The 24,922-nt window shown below is 42.8% G+C and carries 21 protein-coding genes and 1 other RNA gene; all 22 read left to right on the forward strand.

All coding sequences use genetic code 11. From position 1 onward, the window contains the following. The first annotated feature begins 305 nt into the window (after window positions 1-305). The 22 genes from ssrS (at window position 306) to I4V44_RS15455 (ending at window position 24,771) form a co-directional block, all read left to right on the forward strand. A non-coding RNA gene (gene ssrS, locus I4V44_RS15350) (6S RNA) lies at window positions 306-487 on the forward strand. Between the two features lie 78 nt (window positions 488-565). After that, window positions 566-1,627: an aldose epimerase family protein gene (locus tag I4V44_RS15355; protein ID WP_196002922.1), complete on the forward strand. Its 1,062-nt coding sequence runs from the start codon at window positions 566-568 to the stop codon at window positions 1,625-1,627. Between the two features lie 231 nt (window positions 1,628-1,858). Then, window positions 1,859-2,755 carry a YihY/virulence factor BrkB family protein gene (locus I4V44_RS15360; protein ID WP_120062094.1) on the forward strand — a complete coding sequence of 299 codons (897 nt, stop codon included), beginning with the start codon at window positions 1,859-1,861 and terminating at the stop codon, window positions 2,753-2,755. A 109-nt stretch (window positions 2,756-2,864) separates the two neighbouring features. Next, window positions 2,865-3,743 (forward strand): undecaprenyl-diphosphate phosphatase, encoded by an 879-nt coding sequence (locus I4V44_RS15365; RefSeq protein ID WP_196002923.1) that lies wholly within the window; start codon window positions 2,865-2,867, stop codon window positions 3,741-3,743. A 42-nt stretch (window positions 3,744-3,785) separates the two neighbouring features. After that, the gene (locus tag I4V44_RS15370) at window positions 3,786-6,485 is read left to right on the forward strand and encodes an FtsK/SpoIIIE family DNA translocase (protein WP_243280295.1); all 2,700 of its coding nucleotides are present in this window, start codon (window positions 3,786-3,788) and stop codon (window positions 6,483-6,485) included. Window positions 6,486-6,498: 13 nt separating this feature from the next. Then, complete coding sequence (locus tag I4V44_RS15375) at window positions 6,499-7,590, forward strand: chitobiase/beta-hexosaminidase C-terminal domain-containing protein (protein WP_196002924.1); 1,092 nt, start codon at window positions 6,499-6,501, stop codon at window positions 7,588-7,590. A 50-nt stretch (window positions 7,591-7,640) separates the two neighbouring features. Further along, window positions 7,641-8,120, forward strand: coding sequence for a 23S rRNA (pseudouridine(1915)-N(3))-methyltransferase RlmH (gene rlmH, locus I4V44_RS15380; protein ID WP_196002925.1), 480 nt, complete (start codon window positions 7,641-7,643; stop codon window positions 8,118-8,120). Between the two features lie 38 nt (window positions 8,121-8,158). Continuing rightward, on the forward strand, window positions 8,159-8,695 hold the full coding sequence (locus tag I4V44_RS15385; protein WP_022381410.1) for a DUF2284 domain-containing protein: 537 nt from the start codon (window positions 8,159-8,161) through the stop codon (window positions 8,693-8,695). A gap of 73 nt (window positions 8,696-8,768) precedes the next feature. Next, complete coding sequence (locus tag I4V44_RS15390; protein WP_020993926.1) at window positions 8,769-9,053, forward strand: YabP/YqfC family sporulation protein; 285 nt, start codon at window positions 8,769-8,771, stop codon at window positions 9,051-9,053. Beyond that, window positions 9,047-10,231 (forward strand): sporulation protein YqfD, encoded by a 1,185-nt coding sequence (locus tag I4V44_RS15395; RefSeq protein WP_118330373.1) that lies wholly within the window; start codon window positions 9,047-9,049, stop codon window positions 10,229-10,231. Before I4V44_RS15390 ends, I4V44_RS15395 begins: the two co-directional genes overlap by 7 nt. Before the next feature lie 140 nt (window positions 10,232-10,371). Next, complete coding sequence (locus I4V44_RS15400; RefSeq protein WP_055057716.1) at window positions 10,372-11,382, forward strand: PhoH family protein; 1,011 nt, start codon at window positions 10,372-10,374, stop codon at window positions 11,380-11,382. After that, the gene (gene ybeY, locus I4V44_RS15405) at window positions 11,379-11,873 is read left to right on the forward strand and encodes an rRNA maturation RNase YbeY (RefSeq protein ID WP_022381407.1); all 495 of its coding nucleotides are present in this window, start codon (window positions 11,379-11,381) and stop codon (window positions 11,871-11,873) included. The genes I4V44_RS15400 and ybeY overlap by 4 nt, the downstream gene beginning before the upstream one ends. Before the next feature lie 104 nt (window positions 11,874-11,977). Further along, window positions 11,978-12,835, forward strand: a complete 858-nt coding sequence (gene proB / locus I4V44_RS15410) for a glutamate 5-kinase (RefSeq protein WP_008703221.1) — start codon at window positions 11,978-11,980, stop codon at window positions 12,833-12,835. Window positions 12,836-12,928: 93 nt separating this feature from the next. Then, entirely contained in the window at window positions 12,929-13,150 is a 222-nt protein-coding gene (locus I4V44_RS15415) for a DUF896 domain-containing protein (RefSeq protein WP_008703220.1), read from the forward strand. Then, window positions 13,128-13,685 (forward strand): 5-formyltetrahydrofolate cyclo-ligase, encoded by a 558-nt coding sequence (locus I4V44_RS15420; RefSeq protein ID WP_118330372.1) that lies wholly within the window; start codon window positions 13,128-13,130, stop codon window positions 13,683-13,685. The genes I4V44_RS15415 and I4V44_RS15420 overlap by 23 nt, the downstream gene beginning before the upstream one ends. Window positions 13,686-13,708: 23 nt before the next feature. Next, window positions 13,709-14,950 carry a glutamate-5-semialdehyde dehydrogenase gene (locus I4V44_RS15425; protein ID WP_369123828.1) on the forward strand — a complete coding sequence of 414 codons (1,242 nt, stop codon included), beginning with the start codon at window positions 13,709-13,711 and terminating at the stop codon, window positions 14,948-14,950. Window positions 14,951-15,087: 137 nt separating this feature from the next. Beyond that, window positions 15,088-17,199: an LPXTG cell wall anchor domain-containing protein gene (locus tag I4V44_RS15430; RefSeq protein ID WP_243280296.1), complete on the forward strand. Its 2,112-nt coding sequence runs from the start codon at window positions 15,088-15,090 to the stop codon at window positions 17,197-17,199. A 151-nt stretch (window positions 17,200-17,350) separates the two neighbouring features. Further along, the gene (locus tag I4V44_RS15435) at window positions 17,351-18,250 is read left to right on the forward strand and encodes a M14 family zinc carboxypeptidase (protein WP_008703215.1); all 900 of its coding nucleotides are present in this window, start codon (window positions 17,351-17,353) and stop codon (window positions 18,248-18,250) included. 153 nt (window positions 18,251-18,403) lie between these two features. Next, entirely contained in the window at window positions 18,404-19,804 is a 1,401-nt protein-coding gene (gene miaB, locus I4V44_RS15440) for a tRNA (N6-isopentenyl adenosine(37)-C2)-methylthiotransferase MiaB (RefSeq protein ID WP_227226780.1), read from the forward strand. Between the two features lie 121 nt (window positions 19,805-19,925). Then, window positions 19,926-21,245, forward strand: coding sequence for an MATE family efflux transporter (locus I4V44_RS15445; RefSeq protein ID WP_055052823.1), 1,320 nt, complete (start codon window positions 19,926-19,928; stop codon window positions 21,243-21,245). Between the two features lie 437 nt (window positions 21,246-21,682). Further along, a complete protein-coding gene (locus I4V44_RS15450) occupies window positions 21,683-22,000 on the forward strand; it encodes a metal-sensing transcriptional repressor (RefSeq protein WP_055057711.1) in 318 nt (105 codons plus the stop codon). Window positions 22,001-22,116: 116 nt separating this feature from the next. Next, window positions 22,117-24,771 (forward strand): heavy metal translocating P-type ATPase, encoded by a 2,655-nt coding sequence (locus tag I4V44_RS15455; RefSeq protein WP_196002927.1) that lies wholly within the window; start codon window positions 22,117-22,119, stop codon window positions 24,769-24,771. Window positions 24,772-24,922: the final 151 nt, after the last annotated feature.

The following is a 24,922-nucleotide window of genomic DNA, read 5'->3' on the forward strand; positions in this document are numbered from 1 at the left end:
AAAGTCAAGGCTTTTGTAATCTTTTTGTTAGACCCTTAAGACTAACTAAGGGTATAGATTATCTAAATACCATTGGTTCACTCCGTTCACAGTAACGTAGCCAAAATTCCAGATTGCCTGCGGCAATGGAATTTTGGCTTGTATGTCTCGGGATTTTGGCATATTCATGCCAAAACACCTCGCGGGATAGTGGTGTGTGAACAGTAACCGATAATCTCCATATTATAAAAAATATAATTAATTCTACATTTTATGTTGAAAAAGAACATATACTGGAGTATAATAAAAATCAGTTAAAAACAGTGAATATCCTGAAATGTACGAGGCCCCTTCTTTTTTTGAACCTACATCGACTTTAACGGGAATCCAACATCGCAGGCCGGATGTCAGGCCGTCATTATGCAGCGGAAGACAGAAGGTCTGTTGAGGATACCCACCTAGCTGCGGCTAGGCGTCAATGGGAAGGGAACGGCATTTCGGGAACTGTAAAAATGAGCCGTAGAGAGGCTCTTTTTTATTATCTTTTGGATTTAATATTATTTTATGATACGGGAGGTTGGAAACAATGAGTGTTTCTGAAAGAAAGTTCGGTGTATTACAGACTGGGGAAACAGTAAAAATTTTTCATCTGGAAAACAAATCCGGGGCATATGCGGAAGTGACAGATTTTGGAGCAATCCTGGTTAAGGTCTGCGTACCTGATAAAGATGGTACTTTAACAGACGTAGTACTTGGATATGATGATCTGGCATCTTATGAAGTAAATGGATGCTTTTTCGGTTCAACCATCGGCAGAAACGGAAACCGCATCGGCGGTGCGAAATTCTCTGTCAATGGCAAAGAAGTAGTTCTTGCTCAGAATGAGAATGACAATAATCTTCACAGCGGTCCTGACGGATTTGAAAAAAAGCTCTGGAAAGTGGCTGAGATTGCCTATGATAAAAACAGTGTCATATTTAACCGTATAAGTCCGGATGGCGAGAATGGTTTCCCGGGAGAATTTGATGTGTCTGTAAAATATGAGTTTACGGAAGACAATGAACTGAGGATCCATTATCAGGGAATCTGCGATGAGCCGACAGTTGCCAATATGACAAATCATTCTTATTTCAATCTGAATGGTGAGGGAAGCGGAACCGCCATGGATCAGTATCTTACAATCCATGCAAAATATTATACACCTGTAGCCGACAGTCATTCCATTCCTACAGGAGTGTATGAGGAAGTTGCAGGGACTCCCATGGATTTCAGAACTGCCAAACAGATCGGGCAGGATATTGAAGCAGAATTTGACCAGTTGAAATTCACAGGCGGATATGACCACAATTATGTGACAGACAACTATGCAAAAGGAAACAGAAGACTGATCGCAACCGCATACAGTGATAAAACTGGAATTGCCATGGATGTCACTTCCGACTGTCCATGTGTACAGTTTTACGCAGCAAATTTTGTCGAAAATGAACATGGTAAAAATGGTCATACTTACAATAAGCGGGATGCTTTCTGTCTGGAAACGCAGGTTGAACCGAATGCGGTCAATGTTGAAGATTTCCACTCCCCGATTCTTAATGCAGGTGAACAGTATGATTCTGTGACTGCTTATCATTTCTACATCAAAAAGTAAAAATCTGACCATAAAACTAATTACATATTGATCCGGTTTTTTTCATATCTACAGCGTTCCAGCATGAAAAGAACCGGATTTTATTATCCATAATTCATGTTTGTCATAACGGCAGTTTCATGGTATGATAGTAAACAGAGATATTCGAAACAGTTATCTTTATAATTACAGCAATCACCATAAATGCATTATCTGAAATGACTGCTGTAAAATAACAGAATGGAGACATATATGAAAAAGAAAAATAAAACCCGGTCTGTTACAGGGCTTTTATTCGGGTTTATGGAACGTGTATCCGGAGATCACGTAGGAGCTTATGCGACACAGGCAGCGTATTTTCTGATCATGTCTTTTATTCCCTGTATTCTGTTTCTGACTACACTGGTACGGTATACACCTCTGACCTATAATGTAGTCAGAGATGCGATCGTTGCTTTTATTCCGGAGAATCTGCAGAGTTTTGTTCTGGGGATCGTGGTAGATGTATACAAAAGAAGTACCGCAATTGTCCCTTTGTCAGCAATTGTGGCACTGTGGTCTGCCGGAAAAGGAATGCAGTCTATCATCAATGGATTAAATACCATTTATCACGTAAAAGAAACCCGTAACTGGCTGTTAACCAGAATTTATGCAGTATTCTATACTTTATCACTGGTGATTGCGGTAATCGTGTCTCTGCTTATGCTTGTACTCGGAAACGAAATACAGAAAGTTGTATCAAAATATATTCCTTTTCTTGGAAAAGTTCTGGGAAAAATACTGGGGGCAAGAGCACTGTTGGTATTTGGTGTGTTGTTTCTGGTTTTTCTTATGTTGTATAAGGTTCTTCCGAACAGAAAAGCCACATTCAAAAGCCAGATTCCCGGAGCCTTGATCATAGCAGTTGCATGGTCGATATTTTCATACGGATTCTCTTTTTATTTTGAGATTTTTCCGGGGTTCAGTAATATGTACGGAAACCTTGCGACGATCATCATGGTCATGGTATGGTTGTATATCTGTATGAATCTTCTGTTATACGGTGCAGAGATCAATGCTTATTTTGAAAAAGAATTCCGGATTGCACATAAATCGGTACAGGAACTGCTGGCACATGAAAAAGAAAAAAAGCAGCAGGAAAATGAATGAATTTTGGCTACGTTGTGAACATGACAGTCAGGGGGCTTTTTATTGTAAAGCCTTTCTGAGTGTGCTATAATAAACCATAATTTTGGAGAAACAAAAAGGAATCAGTTCTATGATCGTTGTATATTTGATATTTTTGGCTGTCATTCAGGCTGTGACGGAATTTCTTCCTGTCAGTAGCCTGGGACATTTATGCATATTGGAACAATATATGGGAATCGGCCACGAAACCGGATTGCTGTCAGAAACGATGCTCCATCTTGGAAGTGCGGCAGCAATTATATTTTTGTTCCGCAAAGATTTAAAAAAAATCGGACTGGGACTTCTGGGGATGTTTATGGATATGATCGGTAATCTGAATCTATATATCCATAACAAGAAGACAGGGGAAAGTTTGGGCTATGCCAAAATAGTCACCGGAACATATCGGAAAACAGGTGCACTTCTTGTGATTTCCATGATCCCAACAGCACTTCTGGGACTTACAGGAAAACGGCTGGCTCTTCTGGCCGCAGACTCTCAGATTGTTCCGGGAATCGGATTTTTACTTACAGGCGTATTTCTTCTGGTAACAGATCTGAATAAATCCGGTGGAAAAAAGGGACCGAGAGAGGCTTCTTATGACAGCGCCATGTGGATTGGAATTTGTCAGGGGCTTGCTGTCTTTCCGGGGATTTCCAGAATGGGATTTACATTATGTGCTGCACTGTTATGCGGATATAACCGCAAATTTGCGGTTCGTTTTTCTGTTTTTATGAGTCTGCCTGCTATCATAGGTGCATTTTTTACGGAAATCGGAAATTTTGGTGCTTCTGAAATGACGGTAGGACTTGGGTTTACCTATGTATTTGCAATGATCATTGCCGGTTTTGCGGGATGTCTTGTTATCCGAAATACAATAGCCATGACTCAGAATATAAAATTACGCTATTTTGCATATTATTCATTTATAGTCGGTATTATTACACTGGCATTAAATTTTGCCCTGTAAAGGGAAGATATTTACGAGAAGATCAAGGAGGGGAGCCTTAGAATGGCAGCATCAAAGAGTAAGAATACCGGGCATTCGGGAAGAAATACAAAAAAGAAGACAGCAATGGAACAGGAAGTCGGCAGATTTCAGACAGAAATCATATTATTTGTGATTTTGGCCGCATGTGTAATCCTGATGGCAAGCAATTTTGGAGCAGGTGGTTTTGTGGGAGATGCGATCAGTAATTTCTGTTTCGGACTGATGGGACTGATGGCATATCTGTTTCCAATCGTATTTTTCCTTGAATCAGCATTTATTCTGATCAATAAAACAAACCGGCTGGCATATAAGAAACTTGCAGCGGCGTTTGTGATGTTTCTGTTTCTGTGTGGGGCAGCACAGTTTCTCACAGACGGATATATGCAGAGTACAACTTTGTTGGATTATTATGCTTTAAGCGCAGATTATAAAACAGGCGGTGGTCTGATCGGAGGAGCGATCTGTATTTCTGTCACATCTGCTTTTGGAACTATCGGCGGATATGTGATCATTATACTGGCATTTGTTGTATGTATGATCATTATCACACAGCGCTCTCTGCTCGATTTTGTAACGCGGCTGGTTATAAAGGTGTGTGATTTTGTAAAAGACAGACATATGCGCTATATGCAGGGGCAGCCTGAACGTGAGCGATATAGAGAAGAACGTGCCAGAGAACGTCAGCTTATAAGAGAACAGCGGCGTGAAGAAAGAGTCCGCAGACTGGAGGAAGAAATTGGCGATGATGAATTTTCAGATGATGACTTTCTCATGGATCCTTCGGAAGCAAAAAAAATGAAAAAAGGCGGCTTTCTGGAAGGAACCAAGCTGACAGGCTATTCTGAACAGAAGCCAAAGAAAAAGGGGAAACTTCTGAAAAAAGCAGCAGATACAGATAAATCAGCAGCAGAAACAGCCGAAGCTGCGGAGGATACCGAGAACACAGGGATTAAATCCTCTGATGATGCGGATAATAAACCATACATCGATGCTCCGATGAATTTTGAGATTCACAGAGCGGATACATCCCCGGATACATACGAGGAAGATAATGAATCACAACAGCAGGAAGACCTTCCATTTGAAGATGCTGTCACTGACCGGAAGAAATCTGTGGTTTCAGAACCGGAGGAAGATCTGCCCCCTTTTCAGGATGAGAAGGCAGTGCGGCCGCCTTCGAAAAACCCCAAATCTTCTGAAAAGGAGATACAGAGCGGAATTGTAAACATTCAGCATGAGATCACCCGACAGGAAGCAGCCGTAAAAAAAGAATATAAATTTCCAGCCTTAAATCTGCTGAAGAAAGGAAGCAGCAAAGCTCAGGGGGATTCTGATGCCTATCTGCGTAAGACTGCAAAAAAACTCCAGGAAGTACTTCACAATTTCGGCGTGAACGTGACTGTCACTAATGTGAGCTGCGGACCAACAGTTACCCGTTATGAACTTCAGCCTGAGATGGGAGTGAAGGTCAGCAAAATTGTAGGTCTTGCAGATGACATCAAACTGAATCTTGCCACTCCTGATATCCGTATTGAAGCACCGATCCCCGGCAAAGCAGCAGTGGGCATTGAGGTTCCCAATAAAGAGAACAGTACGGTTATGCTCAGAGATCTGCTCCAGTCAGAAGAATTTCAGAAGGCAAAATCCAAACTTTCCTTTGCAGTAGGAAAGGATATTGCAGGTAAGACTGTAGTTGCGGATATTGCCAAAATGCCACATCTTCTCATCGCAGGTGCAACCGGTTCAGGTAAATCAGTATGTATCAATACACTTATCATCAGTATCCTGTACAAGGCAAATCCGGATGAAGTAAAGCTTATCATGATCGATCCTAAAGTAGTAGAGCTCAGTGTGTATAACGGAATTCCACATTTGTTTATTCCGGTTGTGACAGATCCGAAGAAAGCAGCAGGCGCATTAAACTGGGCAGTACAGGAGATGACAAACCGTTACAATACATTTGCGGAGTACGGTGTCCGTAATCTGGATGAATATAATAAGAAGGCAGAGCAGATCAAGGCGGCCGGAGCTGAAGAAGAACCTGTGAAAATGCCGCAGATCGTGATCATCGTGGATGAGCTTGCAGACCTTATGATGGTTGCACCCGGAGAGGTGGAGGATGCTATCTGTCGTCTGGCTCAGCTTGCACGTGCGGCAGGTATCCATCTGATCATTGCCACACAGAGACCGTCTGTAAATGTTATCACCGGTCTGATCAAGGCGAATATGCCTTCCAGAATTGCTTTCTCTGTATCTTCCGGTGTGGATTCCAGAACAATTCTGGATATGAACGGAGCCGAGAAGCTTCTTGGAAAAGGTGATATGCTCTTTTATCCTCAGGGATATCAGAAGCCTGCAAGACTTCAGGGTGCATTTGTATCTGACGATGAGGTAAGTGCTGTGGTTGAATTTCTTGCAGATAAAAATCCGGGTGTCCAGTATAACCAACAGATCGAGCAGCAGGTAAATTCTCCTGTAACAACAGGTATGTCCGGAGATGAAAGGGACATCCATTTTGAAGAAGCAGGTAAGTTTATCATAGAGAAAGAGAAAGCTTCTATTGGTATGTTGCAGAGAATGTTTAAGATTGGTTTCAACAGAGCGGCAAGAATCATGGATCAGCTCTGCGACGCAGGTGTAGTGGGACCGGAAGAGGGAACAAAACCGAGAAAAGTTCTTATGTCTATGGAGGAGTTTCAGAATTATCTGGAAAATCAGTAAGTGAGGACTGCCTATGAAATGTCCTAAATGTCATAAAGAGGTGGAAAAAGGCTCTCTGTACTGCCCCTACTGCCTTGCGGAGATACCCTGGGTAAGAGAATTCAGCACAGTGGAAACTCTGATGAAAAAGGAGCAGCAGAACCACCCATCCGAAAGGAAACATAAAACAGAAATTGTAAAATATTTCAAACATCGCAAAAGAAGAAAGCTGACATTCAGCAAAAAACAGATTCTATGTCTGCTTCTGTGTGCGGCGACACTGCTGGGGTTCTTTTGTTATCGGCAGTTAAATACTTTTTCTGCCTTATATTCCAGGGCAAAAAAACAATATGCACAGCAAAACTATGAAGAAGCACAGCGGATTGCAGAAAATGCTCTGGATAAAAATCCCAAAAATGAAGCCGCCAATCTTCTTCTGGCCAAAAGTATGGAGAAATCAGGCGATAAACAATCTGCACTTCTTGTTTTGCGCCCATTTATCCAGAACAAAACTGCGGGAACAGGAATATATAAAGAGTATGTGAAGCTTCTTACACAGGAGGGAAAGATCAACGAAGTCAGGCTGATCCTGAAATCTGCTGACAGGGATGTGCAGAATGCCTGTGCAGAATATATCTGTGAAACACCTGTATCAAATCTGGCACCCGGAACCTACACTACGACGCAGACTCTGGAACTGAAGGGTAACTGCCAAAAGATTTATTACACATTAGATGGAAGCACACCTACCAGAAAGAGTAAAGTATATACAGAACCTATTATTCTGAGAGAAGGCACAACCGAAATAAAAGCCTTTGGTGTAAATGATAAAAATATCGAAAGTGATGTGATCAGCAGAAAGTATGTGATTGTTTTAAATGCACCGAAAGCCCCTAAAGTAACACCTAAATCAGGGGATTACAATAAAAAAACAGAGATTAAGATCACTGTTCCGGATGGATGTAAAGCATATTATGCATTTGATTCTGCACCGGATCTTAACAGCACTGTTTATGAACAGCCAATCTCCATGGCTGTGGGTTACCATAAGCTGAATGTCATTCTTGTTGCAGCAAATGGCAAGACCAGTAAAATGACTACCATGGAATATTATCTGCAGTATTAAAAATACTGTGATTTTATCGCTGATTTTATTATAGTAGAAGGAAGAAGATCATGGAAATCCGTATTGTTACAGTTGGAAAGATCAAAGAAAAATATCTGTGTGACGGAATCGCAGAATATGCCAAACGACTGAGCAGATACTGCAGGCTGACCTTCTGTCAGGTAGCAGATGAAAAAACACCGGACAAAGCGTCAGAAGCACTGAACACACAGATTAAAAATACAGAAGGCGAACGTCTGATGAAACATATACGCGAACAGGATTATGTTATCGCACTGGCAATTGACGGAAAAATGCTGGATTCTGTAGAACTTTCTCAAAAAATTGAGAAACTCGGAGTTTCCGGTATCAGTTCCATTGCATTTGTGATCGGAGGTTCATTAGGACTGAGTGAGAGTGTTCTGAAACGCGCAGATTATAAGCTAAGCTTTTCCAGAATGACTTTTCCGCATCAGCTGATGCAGATGATCCTTCTGGAACAGATATACAGAAGCTACCGCATTATGAATCACGAACCCTATCATAAATAAACGATTGTACCAATAAGTTCAAAAGAAAGAAGCAAACTATGAACACAGAAAAATTTGAAGAATTTATTTCACAGTACCCGATTTTTGAATACCGCATACTGGACACAAAAGATATTACAATTCAGGAACGCGTGCGCACAATCTGCCAAGAAGAATGCGAACGTTATGATTCTACCTGGGCCTGTCCCCCCGCAGTAGGAACCCTGCAGGAATGTGAAAAAAAAATAAAAAGTTATCCTCAGGCTGTTTTCTTTTCCAGTGTAGCAGAAGTTTCGGATATCATGAACATGGAAGAAATGCTTTCTACAAGACGGGCACACGAGGACCTGACTACAGAGGTGGGAAAATATCTGAATAAAGAAGGGTATGAAACTTATATCCTGTCTACAGAATCCTGTGATATCTGTGAAAAATGTGCCTATAAAGAGGGAAAGCCATGCAGATATCCTGACCGGATGCATCCATGTCTGGAAAGTCATGGTGTAGTAGTAAATGAGATTGTAGAGCGTGAATCTATGGAATATAATCTGGGTGGAAATACAATTCTGTGGTTTTCTATGGTTTTGTTTCGATGATTGCTGCTGAAACGTGTTTTAAAGAAAGTTCTTCCGGCATAGACTGATAGTAAAAGCCGGGGGAGCTTTTTTTATGAAAAAAGCAGGACAATGGAAAAACCGGATGGTGCTGGCATTAGAACTTCCGCCTGATCTGGCATATAATGAAACGATCGTCACACTGACCGGTCAGACGGAAGCTGTTATCGAAAATTATAAATCTGTTTTTAAATATACACCTTCTGAAATTGTGATACAGTCTTTTTGCGGAAAAGTGACCATATCCGGGAAAAATCTTGAAATCCGCTGGTACAATTCCAGTGCAATGAAAGTGACGGGAAGTATTTATGATATAAAAGCGGGTGACAGCGAATGTTGAAATTTTTGAAATTAATATATGGTTATGTGATCATCCTTGTAAGAGGAGAAAATCTGGAACGCTTTCTGAATCTCTGCAAAAGCAGAAAAGTTTATATGGAAAAGATCCGGTACAGAGAGGACGGCCAGCTTATGGCACAAATGCAGGCCGCTGATTTCTTTCGCCTGAGACCTCTCCGGAATAAAACAGGTGTACATATTCAGATCATACAGAGACGGGGAATGCCCTTCTTTTTTTTAAGGAATAAAAAAAGAAAGGCTTTTTTTACAGGCATGATTCTGGGAGGTATCCTGATATTTTTTTTGACAGGGAGAATCTGGAATATCCATATTGAAGGAAATGTCAGAAACAGTACCGGAGAAATCCTCGATTTTCTGGATAAGCAGGATATAAACCATGGGATGTCCAAAAAAAAGATCAACTGTTCAGAAGTTGCAGCAGCTGTGCGGAAAAATTTTCCGGAGATTACCTGGGTATCTGCCAGAATAGAAGGAACCCGTCTGATTCTTAATATCCAGGAAGGAATTATTCCCCAAAAAACCAACAGTAATACCTCACCCTGTAATCTGCTCGCAGACAAGGACGGAGTGATCACAGATATGATCGTCCGAAGGGGCATACCGGTAAAAAAGCCCGGGGATTCCTGCAAAAAAGGGGAACTTCTGGTATCCGGGGAACTTCATATCATGAATGACAGTCAGGAAGTCCTGCGAAAGGAATACGTTCATGCAGATGCGGATATTTTTATTTCCAGACAAATTTCCTATTATCAGGAATTTCCATTAAAATACCGTACAGAAATCCCTGCCGGCAAAAAGAAAAAAGAAATGTACTTCCGGTTTGGGCACTGGTATCTGGGATTGTATCCGACATTACATACAGGTCAGAAACGTATCACAGAGGAAATTCCTCTGCGTATCACAGAAAATTTTATACTTCCTGTATGGATCGGATGGACCGAAACTACTGATTATACAATAAAAGAAGAAACCTATACCAGGAAAGAAGCCGAGAAGGAAGCTGTGCGAAGATTTCATCAATATGAAAAGAAGCTGCTTCAAAATGGCATTAAGATCAGTGAAAATCATATTACTACCAGGCTGACAGAATCTCTGTGCATTACCGGAGGAACCCTGCTTATCATCGAACAGACAGGCGAAAAAAGCCGGATAACATAAAATTCCATAAAAATTTGTATTTAAAAAGTTGCAGGGAGGTGTTACAATGGATGCATCTGGTTTTAACCGGACTTTGATTATCGTCCATAAACGAGGCAATAATCCATTATTAACTTATCAACAGGAAAGGACATCACAGGATGGCTGGCAATATTATTGAATTACACACAGAAGTCCCCGCAGAACTGGAAGCAAATGTATTTGGCCAGTTTGATGAGCATCTTAAGCTGATTGAGAGAACACTGAATGTGACAGTGATCTCCAGAGACGGAATCCTTAAGATACTTGGTAATGAACAGAATGCGGCTTCTGCGAAGAAACTGATAGAAGAACTGACAGTACTTGCAAAAAGAGGCAACACGATCACGAAACAGAATGTCAATTATGCTCTTTCTCTGGCAATGGAGCAGAGAAACGAAGTTCTCACAGAAATAGACAAAGATTTTATCTGTAACACCATACAGGGCAGACCTATTAAGCCCAAAACACTGGGGCAGAAAGATTATGTAGAACAGATACGCAAAAAAATGATCGTGTTCGGTGTAGGTCCTGCCGGTACCGGCAAAACCTATCTGGCGATGGCAATGGCTGTCACAGCCTTCCGAAATGAGGAGGTCAGCAGGATCATCCTGACACGTCCTGCTATTGAGGCCGGTGAGAAGCTGGGATTTCTTCCGGGAGATCTGCAGAGCAAGGTAGATCCTTATCTGAGACCACTCTATGATGCACTGTACCAGATCATGGGAGCGGACAGCTTTGCGAAAAATATGGAGCGTGGCCTGATCGAGGTTGCACCGCTTGCATATATGCGCGGACGTACACTGGATAATGCATTTATCATTCTCGATGAAGCACAGAATACTACTCCGGCACAGATGAAGATGTTCCTGACACGTATCGGATTTGGTTCCAAGGTTATCATCACCGGAGATGCCTCACAGAAAGATCTTCCAAGAGATGCCACATCCGGACTTGACGTGGCAATGAAAGTACTGAAAAAAATAGATGACATTGGCTTCTGCCAGCTTACCAGCAAGGATGTTGTCCGTCATCCTCTGGTACAGCAGATCGTACAGGCTTATGATGCATATGAGAAGAAACAAAAACCTGAAAGACCGGCAAGACGCAGAAACGGGGTAAATGAACGATGAACATGCAGATTGATTATGAAACAGAGCGTGAACTGGGGATCGACTATGAGACACTGGCAGTAAAGGTAGCTGACAAGGTTCTTGAAATGGAAAAATGTCCCTATGATGCACAGGTGAATCTTGTACTTACAGATAACGAAGAGATTGAGAGAGTTAATACTGAGTTTCGCGATATCGCAAGACCTACGGATGTTTTATCCTTCCCTATGATTCCTTTTGAGACACCGGCAGGATATGATATTGTGGAGGAAGATGAATCTTACTTTGATCTGGATACAGACGAACTTCTTCTTGGAGATATCATGATCTCAGTTGACAAGGTATTTGCGCAGGCAGAGGAATACGGACACAGTGTGACAAGAGAATTCTGTTTTCTGGTTGCACACAGTATGCTGCATCTGCTAGGATATGACCATATGACTCCCGGGGAAGCAGCAGTCATGGAGGCAAAACAGGCGAAAGCCCTGGAGGAGCTTGGGATTACACGCTGATCTTCAAATTCTGTTATTGCAGGCAATTTCTGATGGATTTTGTCTCGTAACTGTAAAGACACTGAACAGTTACAAAAAATATATTTATATGGAGTAACAAAAAGATGAATTACCGGGAACGACTTAAAGATAAAAAACGTATTGTAATTAAGATCGGTTCTTCTTCCCTGACTCATTCGGAGACAGGAAGACTGAACCTTCGCAAACTGGAAGTGCTGGCAAGAGAGCTCAGTGACCTTCGCAATCAGGGAAAAGATGTCATACTGGTTTCTTCAGGAGCTATAGCAACAGGTGTGGCAGCTCTTGGAATGCATGAGAAACCCACAGAACTGAAAGGAAAACAGGCATGTGCAGCAGTAGGACAGGCCAGACTGATGATGATTTATCAGAAACTTTTTTCTGAATATAATCAGCTTTCCGCTCAGATCCTTATGACCAAAAATACTATGGTTAATAATGTTAACCGAAAGAATGCTCAGAATACTTTCAATGAACTGCTCAGTCTGGGAGTGATTCCCATTGTAAACGAGAATGACTCCATTTCCACCTATGAGCTTCAGAATCTGGAGAAATTCGGAGATAATGATACATTGTCTGCAATGGTTGCCGCACTTGTACGGGCAGATCTGCTGATCCTGTTATCAGATATTGATGGTCTTTTTACAGATGACCCCAATACAAATCCTGATGCAAAATTCATTGATGTGGTAGAAAATCTGGATGACAATCTGCTTAACATGGGAAAAGGTACGTCCGGAAGCAAGGTAGGAACCGGCGGAATGGCTACTAAGCTGACAGCAGCACAGATCGCTTCTGCAGCAGGCGTAGATATGGTGATCGCAAACGGAGCTGATTTCCATATTATCCATAAGATCACAGAGGGACGCAGGTACGGTACGCTGTTTGTAAGCCAGTCCAAAGAAGAAGTTTATCTGATCGATATTATTGACAGATTGTTATAATACCGGAAATTTACCGGTGCCAAATGACATTCACAAAGTAAATGGCAGTGTTTACAGACAGACTGCCGCAGACAAAAAACAGGAGGAAGAACTATGGAAGTTGAGAAAATCGACCGCATTAATGCACTTGCACATAAGGCCAAAAGTGTGGGGCTTACTGAAGAAGAGAAAAAAGAAAGAGAACTGCTGCGCAAGGAATATATTGCATCTGTCCGCATGAACCTTCGCGCTCAGCTGGACAATGTGGATGTTCAGCAGGAAGACGGAACAATCATTAATCTGGGTGAAAAATATGGAATCAAAAAAAGACATTAGAAAGAAGATTTTCGCAGAAAGAAAGCTGCGCACAGATGAACAGATAGAGGCAATGAGCCTCACGATTACTGACAAAGTGACCGCACTTCCTGCATTTAAGAATGCGGACCGCATTCTGGTATATGCAGATTACAACCATGAAGTTGTCACAGAGTATCTTATAAAAGAAGCATGGAAGGCCGGCAAGGAGGTTGCAGTTCCCAAGGTTGTGGGAAAGGATATGGTATTTTATAAGCTGACAGACTTTGCCCGGCTGGAACCCGGATATTTTGGGATTCCTGAGCCTGTATCAGGGGAGATCGTTAACTGGTCCAAGGCTCTTATGATCATGCCTGGAGTAGCTTTTGACAGAGCAAACCACAGAGTCGGATACGGTGGTGGCTTCTATGACCGTTATCTTGAAAAACATCCGCAGCTTGAAAGAATTGCCATTGCATTTTCTTTTCAGATGTTGCCGGAGGTTCCCACAGAACCTACTGATATCTGTCCGCAGATCATAGTAACAGAAGAGGAGATATGCTATCTTACTGACTGAAAGGGGAACTGAACATGAATGAAATGCTGAACCGCCTTGGCATGAATGCGAAGGCAGCTGAAACAGAAATGAGAAATCTTTCTACAAACAAAAAAAATGAAGTGCTTCTTGCAGTAGCAGACAAACTGGTAGAGGACGCACAGACTCTGCTCAGTGCCAACAGGCTGGATGTAGAAACCGGAAAAAGGAATCATATGCCTGAGGGGCTGATCGACAGGCTTCTTCTCACAGAGAGCAGGATTGAAGGAATGGCAGAGGGCCTGCGTCAGGTTGCAGCCCTGGATGATCCTGTCGGGGAAGTAACCGGGATGAAAAAACGCCCAAACGGACTGCTGATCGGGCAGAAGAGAGTACCTCTTGGCGTGATCGGAATTATCTATGAAGCAAGACCGAATGTAACTGCGGATGCATTTGCACTCTGCTTTAAGACCGGTAATGTGGTAATCCTAAAGGGTGGAAGTGATGCGATCCATTCCAACGAGGCAATTGTAAACTGTATCAGGGAAACTCTGAATGAACAGGGCGTGACAGAGGATGCGATCCAGCTGATTTCTGATACATCCAGAGAGACAGCAGCAGAATTCATGAAAATGAACCAGTATGTGGATGTACTCATCCCGCGAGGCGGCAGAGGCCTGATCAAAGCCGTAGTGGAGCAGAGCACCATCCCTGTGATTGAGACCGGTACTGGAAACTGCCATATTTATGTGGATGAAACCGCAGACCTTGAGATGGCAGCAGACATTATCATGAATGCCAAGACTCAGAGAGTAGGCGTCTGCAATGCCTGCGAATCTGTTCTTGTACATAAAGATGTAAAGGATGCCCTGCTTCCAGTCCTTGCAAAGCGCCTGCAGGAGAAACATGTGGAGATCCGCGCAGATGAAGCGGCTTATGCGTTGATCCCGGGAGCTGTACACGCAACAGAAGAAGACTGGGGCAAAGAATATTTGGATTATATTCTTTCTATTAAAGTGGTTTCTTCTGTGGAAGAGGCGATCGCTCACATCAATAAATATAATACAAAACATTCAGAGGCAATTATTACCAATAATTATGAACATGCACAGAAGTTTCTGGATGAAGTGGATGCTGCGGCAGTTTATGTCAATGCCTCCACACGTTTTACAGATGGATTTGAATTCGGTTTCGGGGCAGAGATCGGTATCAGCACACAGAAGCTTCATGCGAGGGGACCTATGGGACTTCTGGCTCTGACCACAACGAAATATATCATCTATGGAAACGGACAGGTACGCCCATAGACGGCACATTGATTTTTTCTGAGGGATGTGCTATACTTCAATTCAGATTTGGGATTACTGACTGCTTCGTGGGGAATAAGAAATCGGATGGTGTCAGTAGTGATTTTAACTAAAACTCATCTATGGGAGGACATACAATGAGAAAAAAACAACTTTTTGCATTATTAATGGCAGGTGCCCTGTCTGTAGGAATGGCACCGACAGCCACATTTGCAGCAGATGCTGCTGCTGAGACATCAGCCGAAGGTGAACTTGACTCTGCAGATACAGAAGAACCTTCTGAAGATCCGACTGAAACTCCTGAGGAACCAGCCGAAGATCCAGCTGAGACACCGGAAGATCCGGCTGAAACTCCTGCTGAAACAACAGCTGATCCTACAGAGGCACCGGCTGCTGAAGAAACTGATGAGCAGGCTGCTGAGGCAACAGGAACTGCTATTATAGTTGATGGAAAATCTTATGCAACACTTGCTGAAGCATTTGAAGCAGTACCTGACAGTGCAGATATGACCGATGAGACAAAGTATGTCAAAGTAAAAGGTGATATTGAAATCAGTGCTACGGTTGATGTTCCTTCTAACAAAAATATTATGCTGGTTGCAGCAGAAGATGCGACTATTAAACGTGCGGCAGGATTTATCGGAAGTATGTTTACTGTAAATGGTGGTAATCTTCAGATGGCAGGTTCAGCAGAAGATGCGGCAACCGGCGCTGCTGGCAGTACTTTAATTGTTGATGGAACTGGTGAAGGGGTTACAGGTTCTATTGTTGAAGTAATAAGTGGTAACTATGCTTTATCTGATGGAGCAACTCTGACAGGTAATACTACAACAGGAGATGGCAGTGCAATCAATAACAGTGCGAATGCATATCTTTTAGGAGGTACGATCACAGCAAACAGCACGACAGGAAATGGTGGTGCGATTAATAATGCAGCCGGTGCAAATGTATATCTTCAGAATGGCACGATTACAGCAAACTCTGCTGCAACAGGCGGTGCAATTTACAGTGAAGGAACTGTAAATATTCAGGGAACCTTAAGTATTACAGGAAATACAGTCACAAATTCTTTTGAAGCTACAAGTAATCTTGTGCTTGCTAAAGACGGTGTGATCAATGTAAGCGGTGCTGTTACAGGTTCTGCCATTGGTGTTGCTGTTCAGGAGGCTAACGCCGGAAGAACAGTCGTAAAGCTGGGTGACGCTGTTACTGATGTGAAACTGGCGGATGTTCTTTCTCAGATTACATATGAGGGAGATTCCAGCCTTAAAATCGGAGAAGACGGAACTTTAGTCAGTACAACAGAACCGTCCCCTACCCCAACTCCTGCAGAAGAAAAACTGAAAGTAACAGGAAAAGAATGCAAATGGTCAGGAAGTGGTACTGTTAAAATTAAGTTCCAGTCAAATGTAAAAGGTACCTATTATATAGACTGGGTAAAACGTGGTGAGAAAGCACCAACAATCGATACTTCCAGAGTAGGCGCGCCTATTGAGGCTGATACAAATGTAACAGCAAAAGTTACTGATCTTCCTGACTATGATGTTGATATTTATGTATGTGTGATCAGTGATAAGGATAAGAGTAATTATGGCTCTGTCATGTTCCAGCCTGATTCAAAAGAACGTCCTGTTACACCTACACCATCTCATACTCCGGTAGTACCCGATGTAAAAGAGAGTGTTGTACAGGGATTTGAGAAAGCACTTGTGTTCTATCCGAATACTTTCTATGACTTCAAGGTAATCGGTGCAGGTACACAGAACAATAATCCAGGGGAAGGTGATGTCAGATGGGTGCCTGTAGGATGGAGTATGTCTTCTAACCCGTCAACCTGGAACACATCCTGGAAAATTGGTGCCAAGAGTGGTATTTATACAGATGCCGAGAAAGCATATACTATTTACATTAAATATGCAAAACAGGTATACAGTGGAAATGACTGGCAGGAAACAGATGCTTCCGAAGTTCTGCCCTATCAGTTCAAGGCAGCTCCTCTGACACAGGCCACTACCACACCAGGTGCAAACGGAACAAGCGGAGACGGAACCGGATCCGGCGACGGAACTACAGATGGAGGAACTACAGATGTAACTCCTACCACCTATGCAGATGGAACAAACGGAACAGCGAAATCAGCAGTATCCACAGGTGATGAATCACCGATCGGAACTATGCTGGCTCTTGCTGCTGCTTCTGTTCTTGCAGGTGGTTATGTACTGATAAGAAGACGTAAAAAAGAAATGTAAATATAATTCAATTATTTTTAAGAGACAGGTCTTATGGCCTGTCTCTTTTCATATATATAATAATAAGGCAGCCATTCAGCCGTCCATACAGGTCAGAATCCGGAATCTGATCCAGGCTGCTGAACATTTGCCAAAAAGGAGGAAAGAATGTATGTCAACAGAACAGATGGGAACTTATGAAAAAATATACTTCGCATTGTGGGAACTCGGACAGAGATATGGAAATTTTGTCCAGTTCAGAGTGATCGGAAGAAGTCATGATGACAGAATGATCCCCATGCTTGAGATTGGAAAGGGTGATACCTGCATTATCTGTCTGAGCGGAGTGGAAAGCGGAGACAGAAATCTCCCGGAATATCTTTTGTCTATTGCAAAAGATTACTGCAGATCCTATGAAAGCAACTGGACCATCGGAGAAAGTTATGAAGTTCGTAAACTTCTGGATAAGGTTCGTATCTGTATGATTCCCATGCTGAATCCTGACAGCTATGAGATATGCGAATATGGATATGGTGCCATACATAATCCCATCCACAGACAGATGCTGAAAATGCAGGACAGGCCTGTGGAAGAGTATGAATGTAATGCCAGGGGAATTGATCTGCGCAGAAATTTTCCGACTAATTATTATCAGCGGAAAAGAGTGAATCAGGAGCCTGCCAGTGAGAATGAGACTCGTGCCCTGATCAGCATTTTTCAGGAATATTCAAGCCTTGGCCTGCTTACATTCAGTTATTCCAGAGGGAAGATCGTTTACTGCAGACAGGAGAAAGGCTTTGCCTACAATCAGAAAAATTACAGACTGGCAAGGCATTTACAGAAATGTTCCGGCTATCGTCTGGAAAAAGGGATTGCAGGTGGTGCGAGAGTCAAAAAAGCCGGAGCAAAACCTGAGATGGGATCTCCGGAACAGTTTTATGCGGAAGTAATCCGTCAGCCCTCTCTGGCAATTGAGATTCCGGAATACCGCAAGGACGATATGGAAGAACTGCGTCTGATTCCACTTGAATATCTTTATTCTTTAAACAGCGGCATATTGGCAAACGCATAAATCCGTCACACAGTCAAAGAAAAACAGTCTCTGAAAATAAAAAGTAATAAAAACATGTAAAAACAGAGATTAGCGTTTGACATAAAGCCATAGATTCTGTATGATAAAAAGAGTGCCCCGAAATGTTGTAAACAGAAAGATGAGGAATCAATAGTGAATAATAATACACAGGAAAGTAAAATACAGTTAGAATATATCAATAAATGTACAGAGCTTGTGAAGGAAAAATATGAAAAGGCGCCAGCTTTCTTTATCCAGAATGCAGGCTGCCAGATGAATTCCCTGCAGACGGATACAGTGGCCGGTATCGTGAAACGTATGGGCTATACAGAAGTATCCAGAGAAGAAGATGCAGATGTTGTCATCTATAACACCTGCACAGTCCGGGAGAATGCAAACCTGAAGATTTACGGTCATCTTGGCCATCTGAAAAGTATTAAGAAAAAGAATCCTGAACTGAAGATTATATTGTTTGGCTGCATGATGCAGGAGCCGGAAGTAATTGAGAAGATCCACAAAGAATATTCTTTTGTTGATCTGGTTTTCGGTACCCATAACTTCCATAAGTTTCCGGAGCTTTTCTACAGAAGCTTAAATACGGAGGGACAGATCATTGATGTCTGGAAGGAATCTGATGAAATCGTGGAGGGTATGCCTTCTGACCGTAAATATTCCTTTAAAACGGGTGTCAATATTATGTTTGGCTGCAATAATTTCTGCAGTTACTGTATTGTACCATATGTAAGAGGAAGAGAGAAGAGTCGCGAACCGGAGGCGATCATAGAAGAGATCAAGGGTCTGGTGGCTGACGGTGTAACGGAAGTTATGCTTCTGGGACAGAATGTTAATTCCTATGGAAAGACACTGGAACATCCGGTTACTTTTGCACAGCTTCTGAAACAGGTGGAAGCAATTGAAGGATTAAAGAGAATCCGTTTCATGACTTCCCATCCGAAGGATCTGTCTGATGAACTGATCCGGACAATGGCAGAGAGCAAAAAAGTGTGCCATCACCTTCACCTTCCCATGCAGTCCGGAAGCAGCCGAATCTTAAAGATCATGAACCGCCGTTATGACAAAGAAAAGTATCTGGAACTTGTAGACAAGATCCGTAATGCCGTACCGGATATTTCCCTTACTACAGATATCATTGTAGGTTTTCCGGGAGAAACGGAAGAGGATTTCCAGGATACTCTGGACGTTGTGGAAAAATGCGATTTTGATTCTGCGTTTACCTTTATTTATTCCAAAAGAAGCGGCACACCTGCTGCCAAAATGGAGAATCAGGTACCTGAGGATGTAGTAAAAGACCGTTTTGACCGTCTTCTGGCTCTGGTTCAGGAAAAAGGCCGAAAGGCTTCTTCCCGTTTCGAGGGAACTGTTCAGGAGATCCTCGTAGAGGAGGAAAGCAGAGAAAAAGGTATCTTTACAGGAAGAACAGAATATAACCTTCTGGTCCATTTCCCGGGATGTCAGGATCTGATCGGTAAATATGTAAAAGTAAAACTGGATACCTGCAAGGGATTCTATTATTTCGGAAGCCTTGCAGAATAAAAACATTGAAAAATACTAACTGTTTACGAACAGTAATATAAAGGACTTCTACAGAAGCCCATATCAATTTGGATATAAAGGGTGGAAGATAAAAGTGAAACAAAATAAATACGAAATAGATATGTGTAACGGAACCATCATGGACAAGCTGATTTCCTTTTCACTGCCGCTGATGCTGTCCGGAATCCTGCAGCTGATGTTTAATGCTGTGGATATCATAGTGGTGGGAAGATTTAGCGGAAGTCAGGCACTTGCAGCCGTAGGCTCAACCACAGCACTGATCAATGTGTTTACCAATCTGTTTATTGGTATCTCACTTGGTGCGAATGTACTTGCTGCCCGGTTCTATGCGGCAGGAAAAGACCGTGAAATGTCAGATACCGTTCATACGGCTGTAACTCTTGCACTGGTAAGCGGTATCGTCATGGCATTTGTGGGACTGATTTTTTCCAGATGGGCTCTGGAACTGATGGGTACCCCGGATGATGTGATCGGACAGTCTGCACTGTATATGAAAATCTATTTTCTGGGTATGCCGTTTTTTATGCTTTATAATTATGGAGCTGCGATTCTGCGGGCTGTAGGAGATACGAAACGTCCACTGATCTTTCTGGTTATTTCCGGTGTTGTAAATGCCGTACTGAATCTGATCCTCGTGATCATGTTTCATATGGATGTGGCGGGTGTAGCCATTGCTACTGTGATCTCCCAGTTAATTTCCTGCATTCTGGTACTCAGATGTCTGCGTACATCGAAAACCAGCTACCAGCTTCATTTTGGAAAATTAAGGATCAATACTGTTTACTTAAAACAGATTTTCCAGGTTGGGATTCCGGCCGGGATCCAGAGCACAGTCATTAATCTGTCAAATGCTCTGCTTCAGTCCTCGGTTAACTCCTTTGGATCGACCGCCATGGCAGGGTATACGGCGGCCAATAATATTTTTGGCTTTCTGTATGTGGCGGTGAACTCTGTCACACAGGCGTGTATGAGTTTTACCAGTCAGAACTATGGTGTGCATAAATTTAAACGTATGGATAAGGTTCTGGTCGACTGTCTTATTATTTCCGTAGTTACCTCCTTTTCCCTTGGATGCGGTGCATATTTCTTCGGTTCTGAAATCCTTAAGATTTATACTGCCGATCCGGAAGTGATTCGCTGCGGACTGGAAATCCTGTCTTACACTACCGTACCTTATTTTCTCTGCGGGATTATGGATCTGTTTCCGGGTGCCCTGCGTGGAATGGGACATTCCGGCGTTCCAATGATCCTGTCAGTGATCGGAACAGTAGGAACCAGGATCGTATGGATATTTGGAATATTCCCGCATCACAGATCACTGGCTGTTCTGTTTATTTCCTATCCTGCATCCTGGATGCTGACGATCATTATGCAGGTCACCTGTTTTTATTTTGTCAGAAGAAAAGTGCATAGAGTATAGGTCTTTGAGCTTTCGCGAAAAATAATTACCGGCAGAATATTACCGGCGGTTATTTTCTGTGAGAGCTCTTTTTTGTATTACTGCTGCTTACTCTGTTCACGGTAATCTTTTTGTTTCCGATATGAAAAAACAGTATTGACAAATACCCCATAAGGGTATATAGTGACTACTGTAAAGATACCCCGTAAGGGTATTTTGAAATCGTTATATGTTTCAGAAATTTATATAAAACAGAGCTTATTTATAAAAATGTACTCTCGGAGTCTTTATTGCACTTGCTTTTATGGCTGATTTTTCGCCAGATGTGCCCGAATTTTATCAACGTACGCACCGCGTACGCCTCAAAAATTCGGGCACATCTGACAAAAAATCTTCTCATAAAATCAAGTACAAAAAGATTCCGAGAGTACATAAAAATCAGAAGGAGGATTTCCCATATGGCAGATACACAGGAGAAAAAAGTCTGTCCCTGTTGCACAAAACATACAATGCGTTCTGAGGAGGAGAGAAAGAAGCTGATCAATCGTCTTAAACGTGTGGAAGGACAAATTCGAGGGATTATCGGTATGCTGGAGAATGATGCGTACTGTAACGATATCCTGATCCAGTCCGCAGCAGTCAACGCAGCAGTGAACGCATTTAACAAAGAACTGCTTGCCAGCCATATCCGCAACTGTGTGGCAAGAGATATCCGCGGGGGCAAGGATGAGACGATCGATGAACTGGTGGCTACTTTGCAGAAACTGATGAAGTGAAAGCTGTGTTCAGACTGTTATAGCATCAGAGTACAGCAGAACAAAGATCCGGGGACTGCAAAGCAACAGAGCAGTAGATATCAGGTAAGGAACAACAAGTCGTAGGAGGAATAGAAATGGAACAATACAATGTAACCGGAATGAGCTGTGCAGCCTGCAGCAGCAGAGTGGAGAAGGCCGTATCCAGGGTTCCGGGGGTGACATCCTGTTCGGTCAGTCTGCTGACCAACTCCATGGGAGTAGAGGGAACTGCCGGTGCAGGTGCGATCATCAAGGCAGTACAGGATGCAGGTTATGGAGCATCCTTAAAGGGGGCATCCGGAGAACAGATATCTGCTTCTGTGGCAGAGGAGGCACTGGAAGACCATGAAACACCGGCACTGAAACGAAGGCTGATCGCATCTGTAGGCTTTCTGCTTGTGCTGATGTATTTTTCCATGGGACATATGATGTGGGGCTGGCCTCTTCCGGCATGGTTTAATGATAATCATATTGCCATGGGACTGGTGCAGCTTCTTCTCGCCGGAATCATAATGGTCATTAATCAGAAATTTTTTATCAGCGGCTTTAAGAGTCTGTGGCATCGTGCACCAAATATGGATACCCTTGTAGCACTTGGTTCCATGGCATCCTTTTTGTGGAGTGTTTATGTACTTTTTGCAATGACAAGGGCACAGGTGGACGGAGATTCTGCAGCAGTTATGAATTACATGATGGAGTTCTATTTTGAATCTGCAGCCATGATCCTTACCCTGATCACAGTTGGAAAAATGCTGGAAGCACGTTCTAAGGGAAAGACAACGGATGCACTGAAAGGTCTGATGAAGCTGGCACCTAAGACAGCAGTTGTTGTCCGGGATGGACAGGAAGCTACAGTGCCCATCGAACAGGTCCGAAAAGGTGATGTTTTTGTGGTACGTCCCGGTGAGAACATTCCGGTGGACGGAGTGGTCCTTGAGGGAAACAGTGCTGTCAATGAGGCGGCACTTACAGGGGAGAGTATTCCTGTTGACAAGAATCCGGGAGATGCAGTCTCTGCTGCAACCGTAAACCAGTCCGGATTTATCAGATGCGAAGCTACCCGGGTAGGTGAGGACACTACTCTTTCCCAGATTATTAAGATGGTCAGTGATGCGGCTGCAACAAAAGCACCTATTGCCAAAATCGCAGACAGGGTTTCCGGAGTTTTTGTTCCGACAGTTATCAGTATTGCGGTTGTCACCACCATTGTCTGGCTGCTGGCAGGAAAAGAGTTCGGATATGCACTTGCCAGAGGTATTTCTGTTCTGGTCATCAGCTGTCCCTGTGCCCTTGGGCTTGCCACACCGGTTGCCATTATGGTAGGAAACGGAATGGGGGCCAAAAACGGAATCCTGTTTAAAACAGCAGTATCCCTGGAGGAAGCAGGTAAGATCCAGATCGTTGCATTAGATAAGACAGGAACTATCACCAAGGGTGAACCGCAGGTGACAGATATGGTTCCTGCAAAGGGAATCTCAGAGGAAGAGCTTTTAGGCTATGCCTATGCACTTGAGAAGAAGAGTGAACATCCTCTTGCAAAAGCCATTATTGCCAGCGCAGAGGAGAAAAAGATTGTTTTGCAGAAGGTTTCTGATTTTCAGGCTCTTCCTGGAAACGGTCTTCGTGCAGCATTAAACAGTGATGTGCTTACAGGCGGAAATATGAAATTTATCAGCAATGAAACCTCTGTATCACCGGAACTGATGAAGCAGGCAGAAAAACTTGCAGGAGAAGGAAAAACACCACTTCTTTTTGCGAAAGGCGGGAAGCTTCTCGGCATGATCGCAGTGGCAGATGTTATAAAAGAAGACAGCCCTCAGGCAATAAAAGAACTGCAGAACATGGGAATCCGGGTAGTAATGCTTACCGGTGATAATGAACGCACAGCAAAAGCGATCGGAGCACTGGCAGGAGTGGACGATGTAATTGCAGGTGTCCTTCCGGATGGCAAGGAAAGTGTGATCCGTTCTCTGAAGGAACAGGGAAAGGTTGCCATGGTAGGAGACGGAATCAATGATGCCCCTGCACTTACCAGGGCAGACATCGGTATTGCGATCGGTGCAGGAACAGATGTTGCCATTGATGCCGCAGATGTGGTATTAATGAAGAGCCGGCTCAGTGATGTACCTGCTGCCATACGTTTAAGCCGGGCGACACTGAGAAATATCCATGAGAATCTTTTCTGGGCATTCTTCTACAATGTGATCGGTATTCCACTGGCAGCCGGTGTATGGATTCCGATTTTCGGATGGACACTGAACCCCATGTTTGGTGCAGCTGCCATGAGTCTTTCCAGTTTCTGTGTGGTAACCAATGCATTGAGACTGAATCTCTTTAAGGTACATGATGCTTCCAGAGACAAAAAAATAAAACAGAATGTGGAAGAAATCCATTATATTTCAGCTAATGCAGAAATGAAAAACGTAACAGAAAACAAAAGTCTAAAGGCAGAGAATCCAGACTTTTGCAACAGTGAAATTCATGATCCAAAAGATCAGGAAAATATAAAAGAAAACAAGGAGAACAAAGAAATGACAACAATCACAGTAAACGTAACAGGAATGATGTGTGGACATTGTGAAGCACATGTGACAAAGGCAGTAAAAGAGGCATTTGGAGTGGAAGATGTAGTTTCCTCCCATGAAAAAGGAACCACAGTGATCCATGCTCCGGAGAAACTGGACGAGGATAAGATCCGCGAAGTGATCAAAGAAGCCGGCTATGAAGTAACTGGTATCACACAGAAATAAAAAACAAAAAGGGGTTATTAACAGTTAAATATAAATTATAAAATTATATAAGCACATGTTGAGTTTTATAAGACATTAGAGTAGAATATTATTGAAAGGAGTTGATTCTTTGAGTAAATATTATTCTATACATGAATTTTCAAAAATTATA

This window comes from Blautia sp. 1001283B150304_161114_C9 (assembly GCF_015668165.1).
GTDB classification, from domain to species: Bacteria; Bacillota; Clostridia; order Lachnospirales; family Lachnospiraceae; genus Blautia_A; species Blautia_A wexlerae.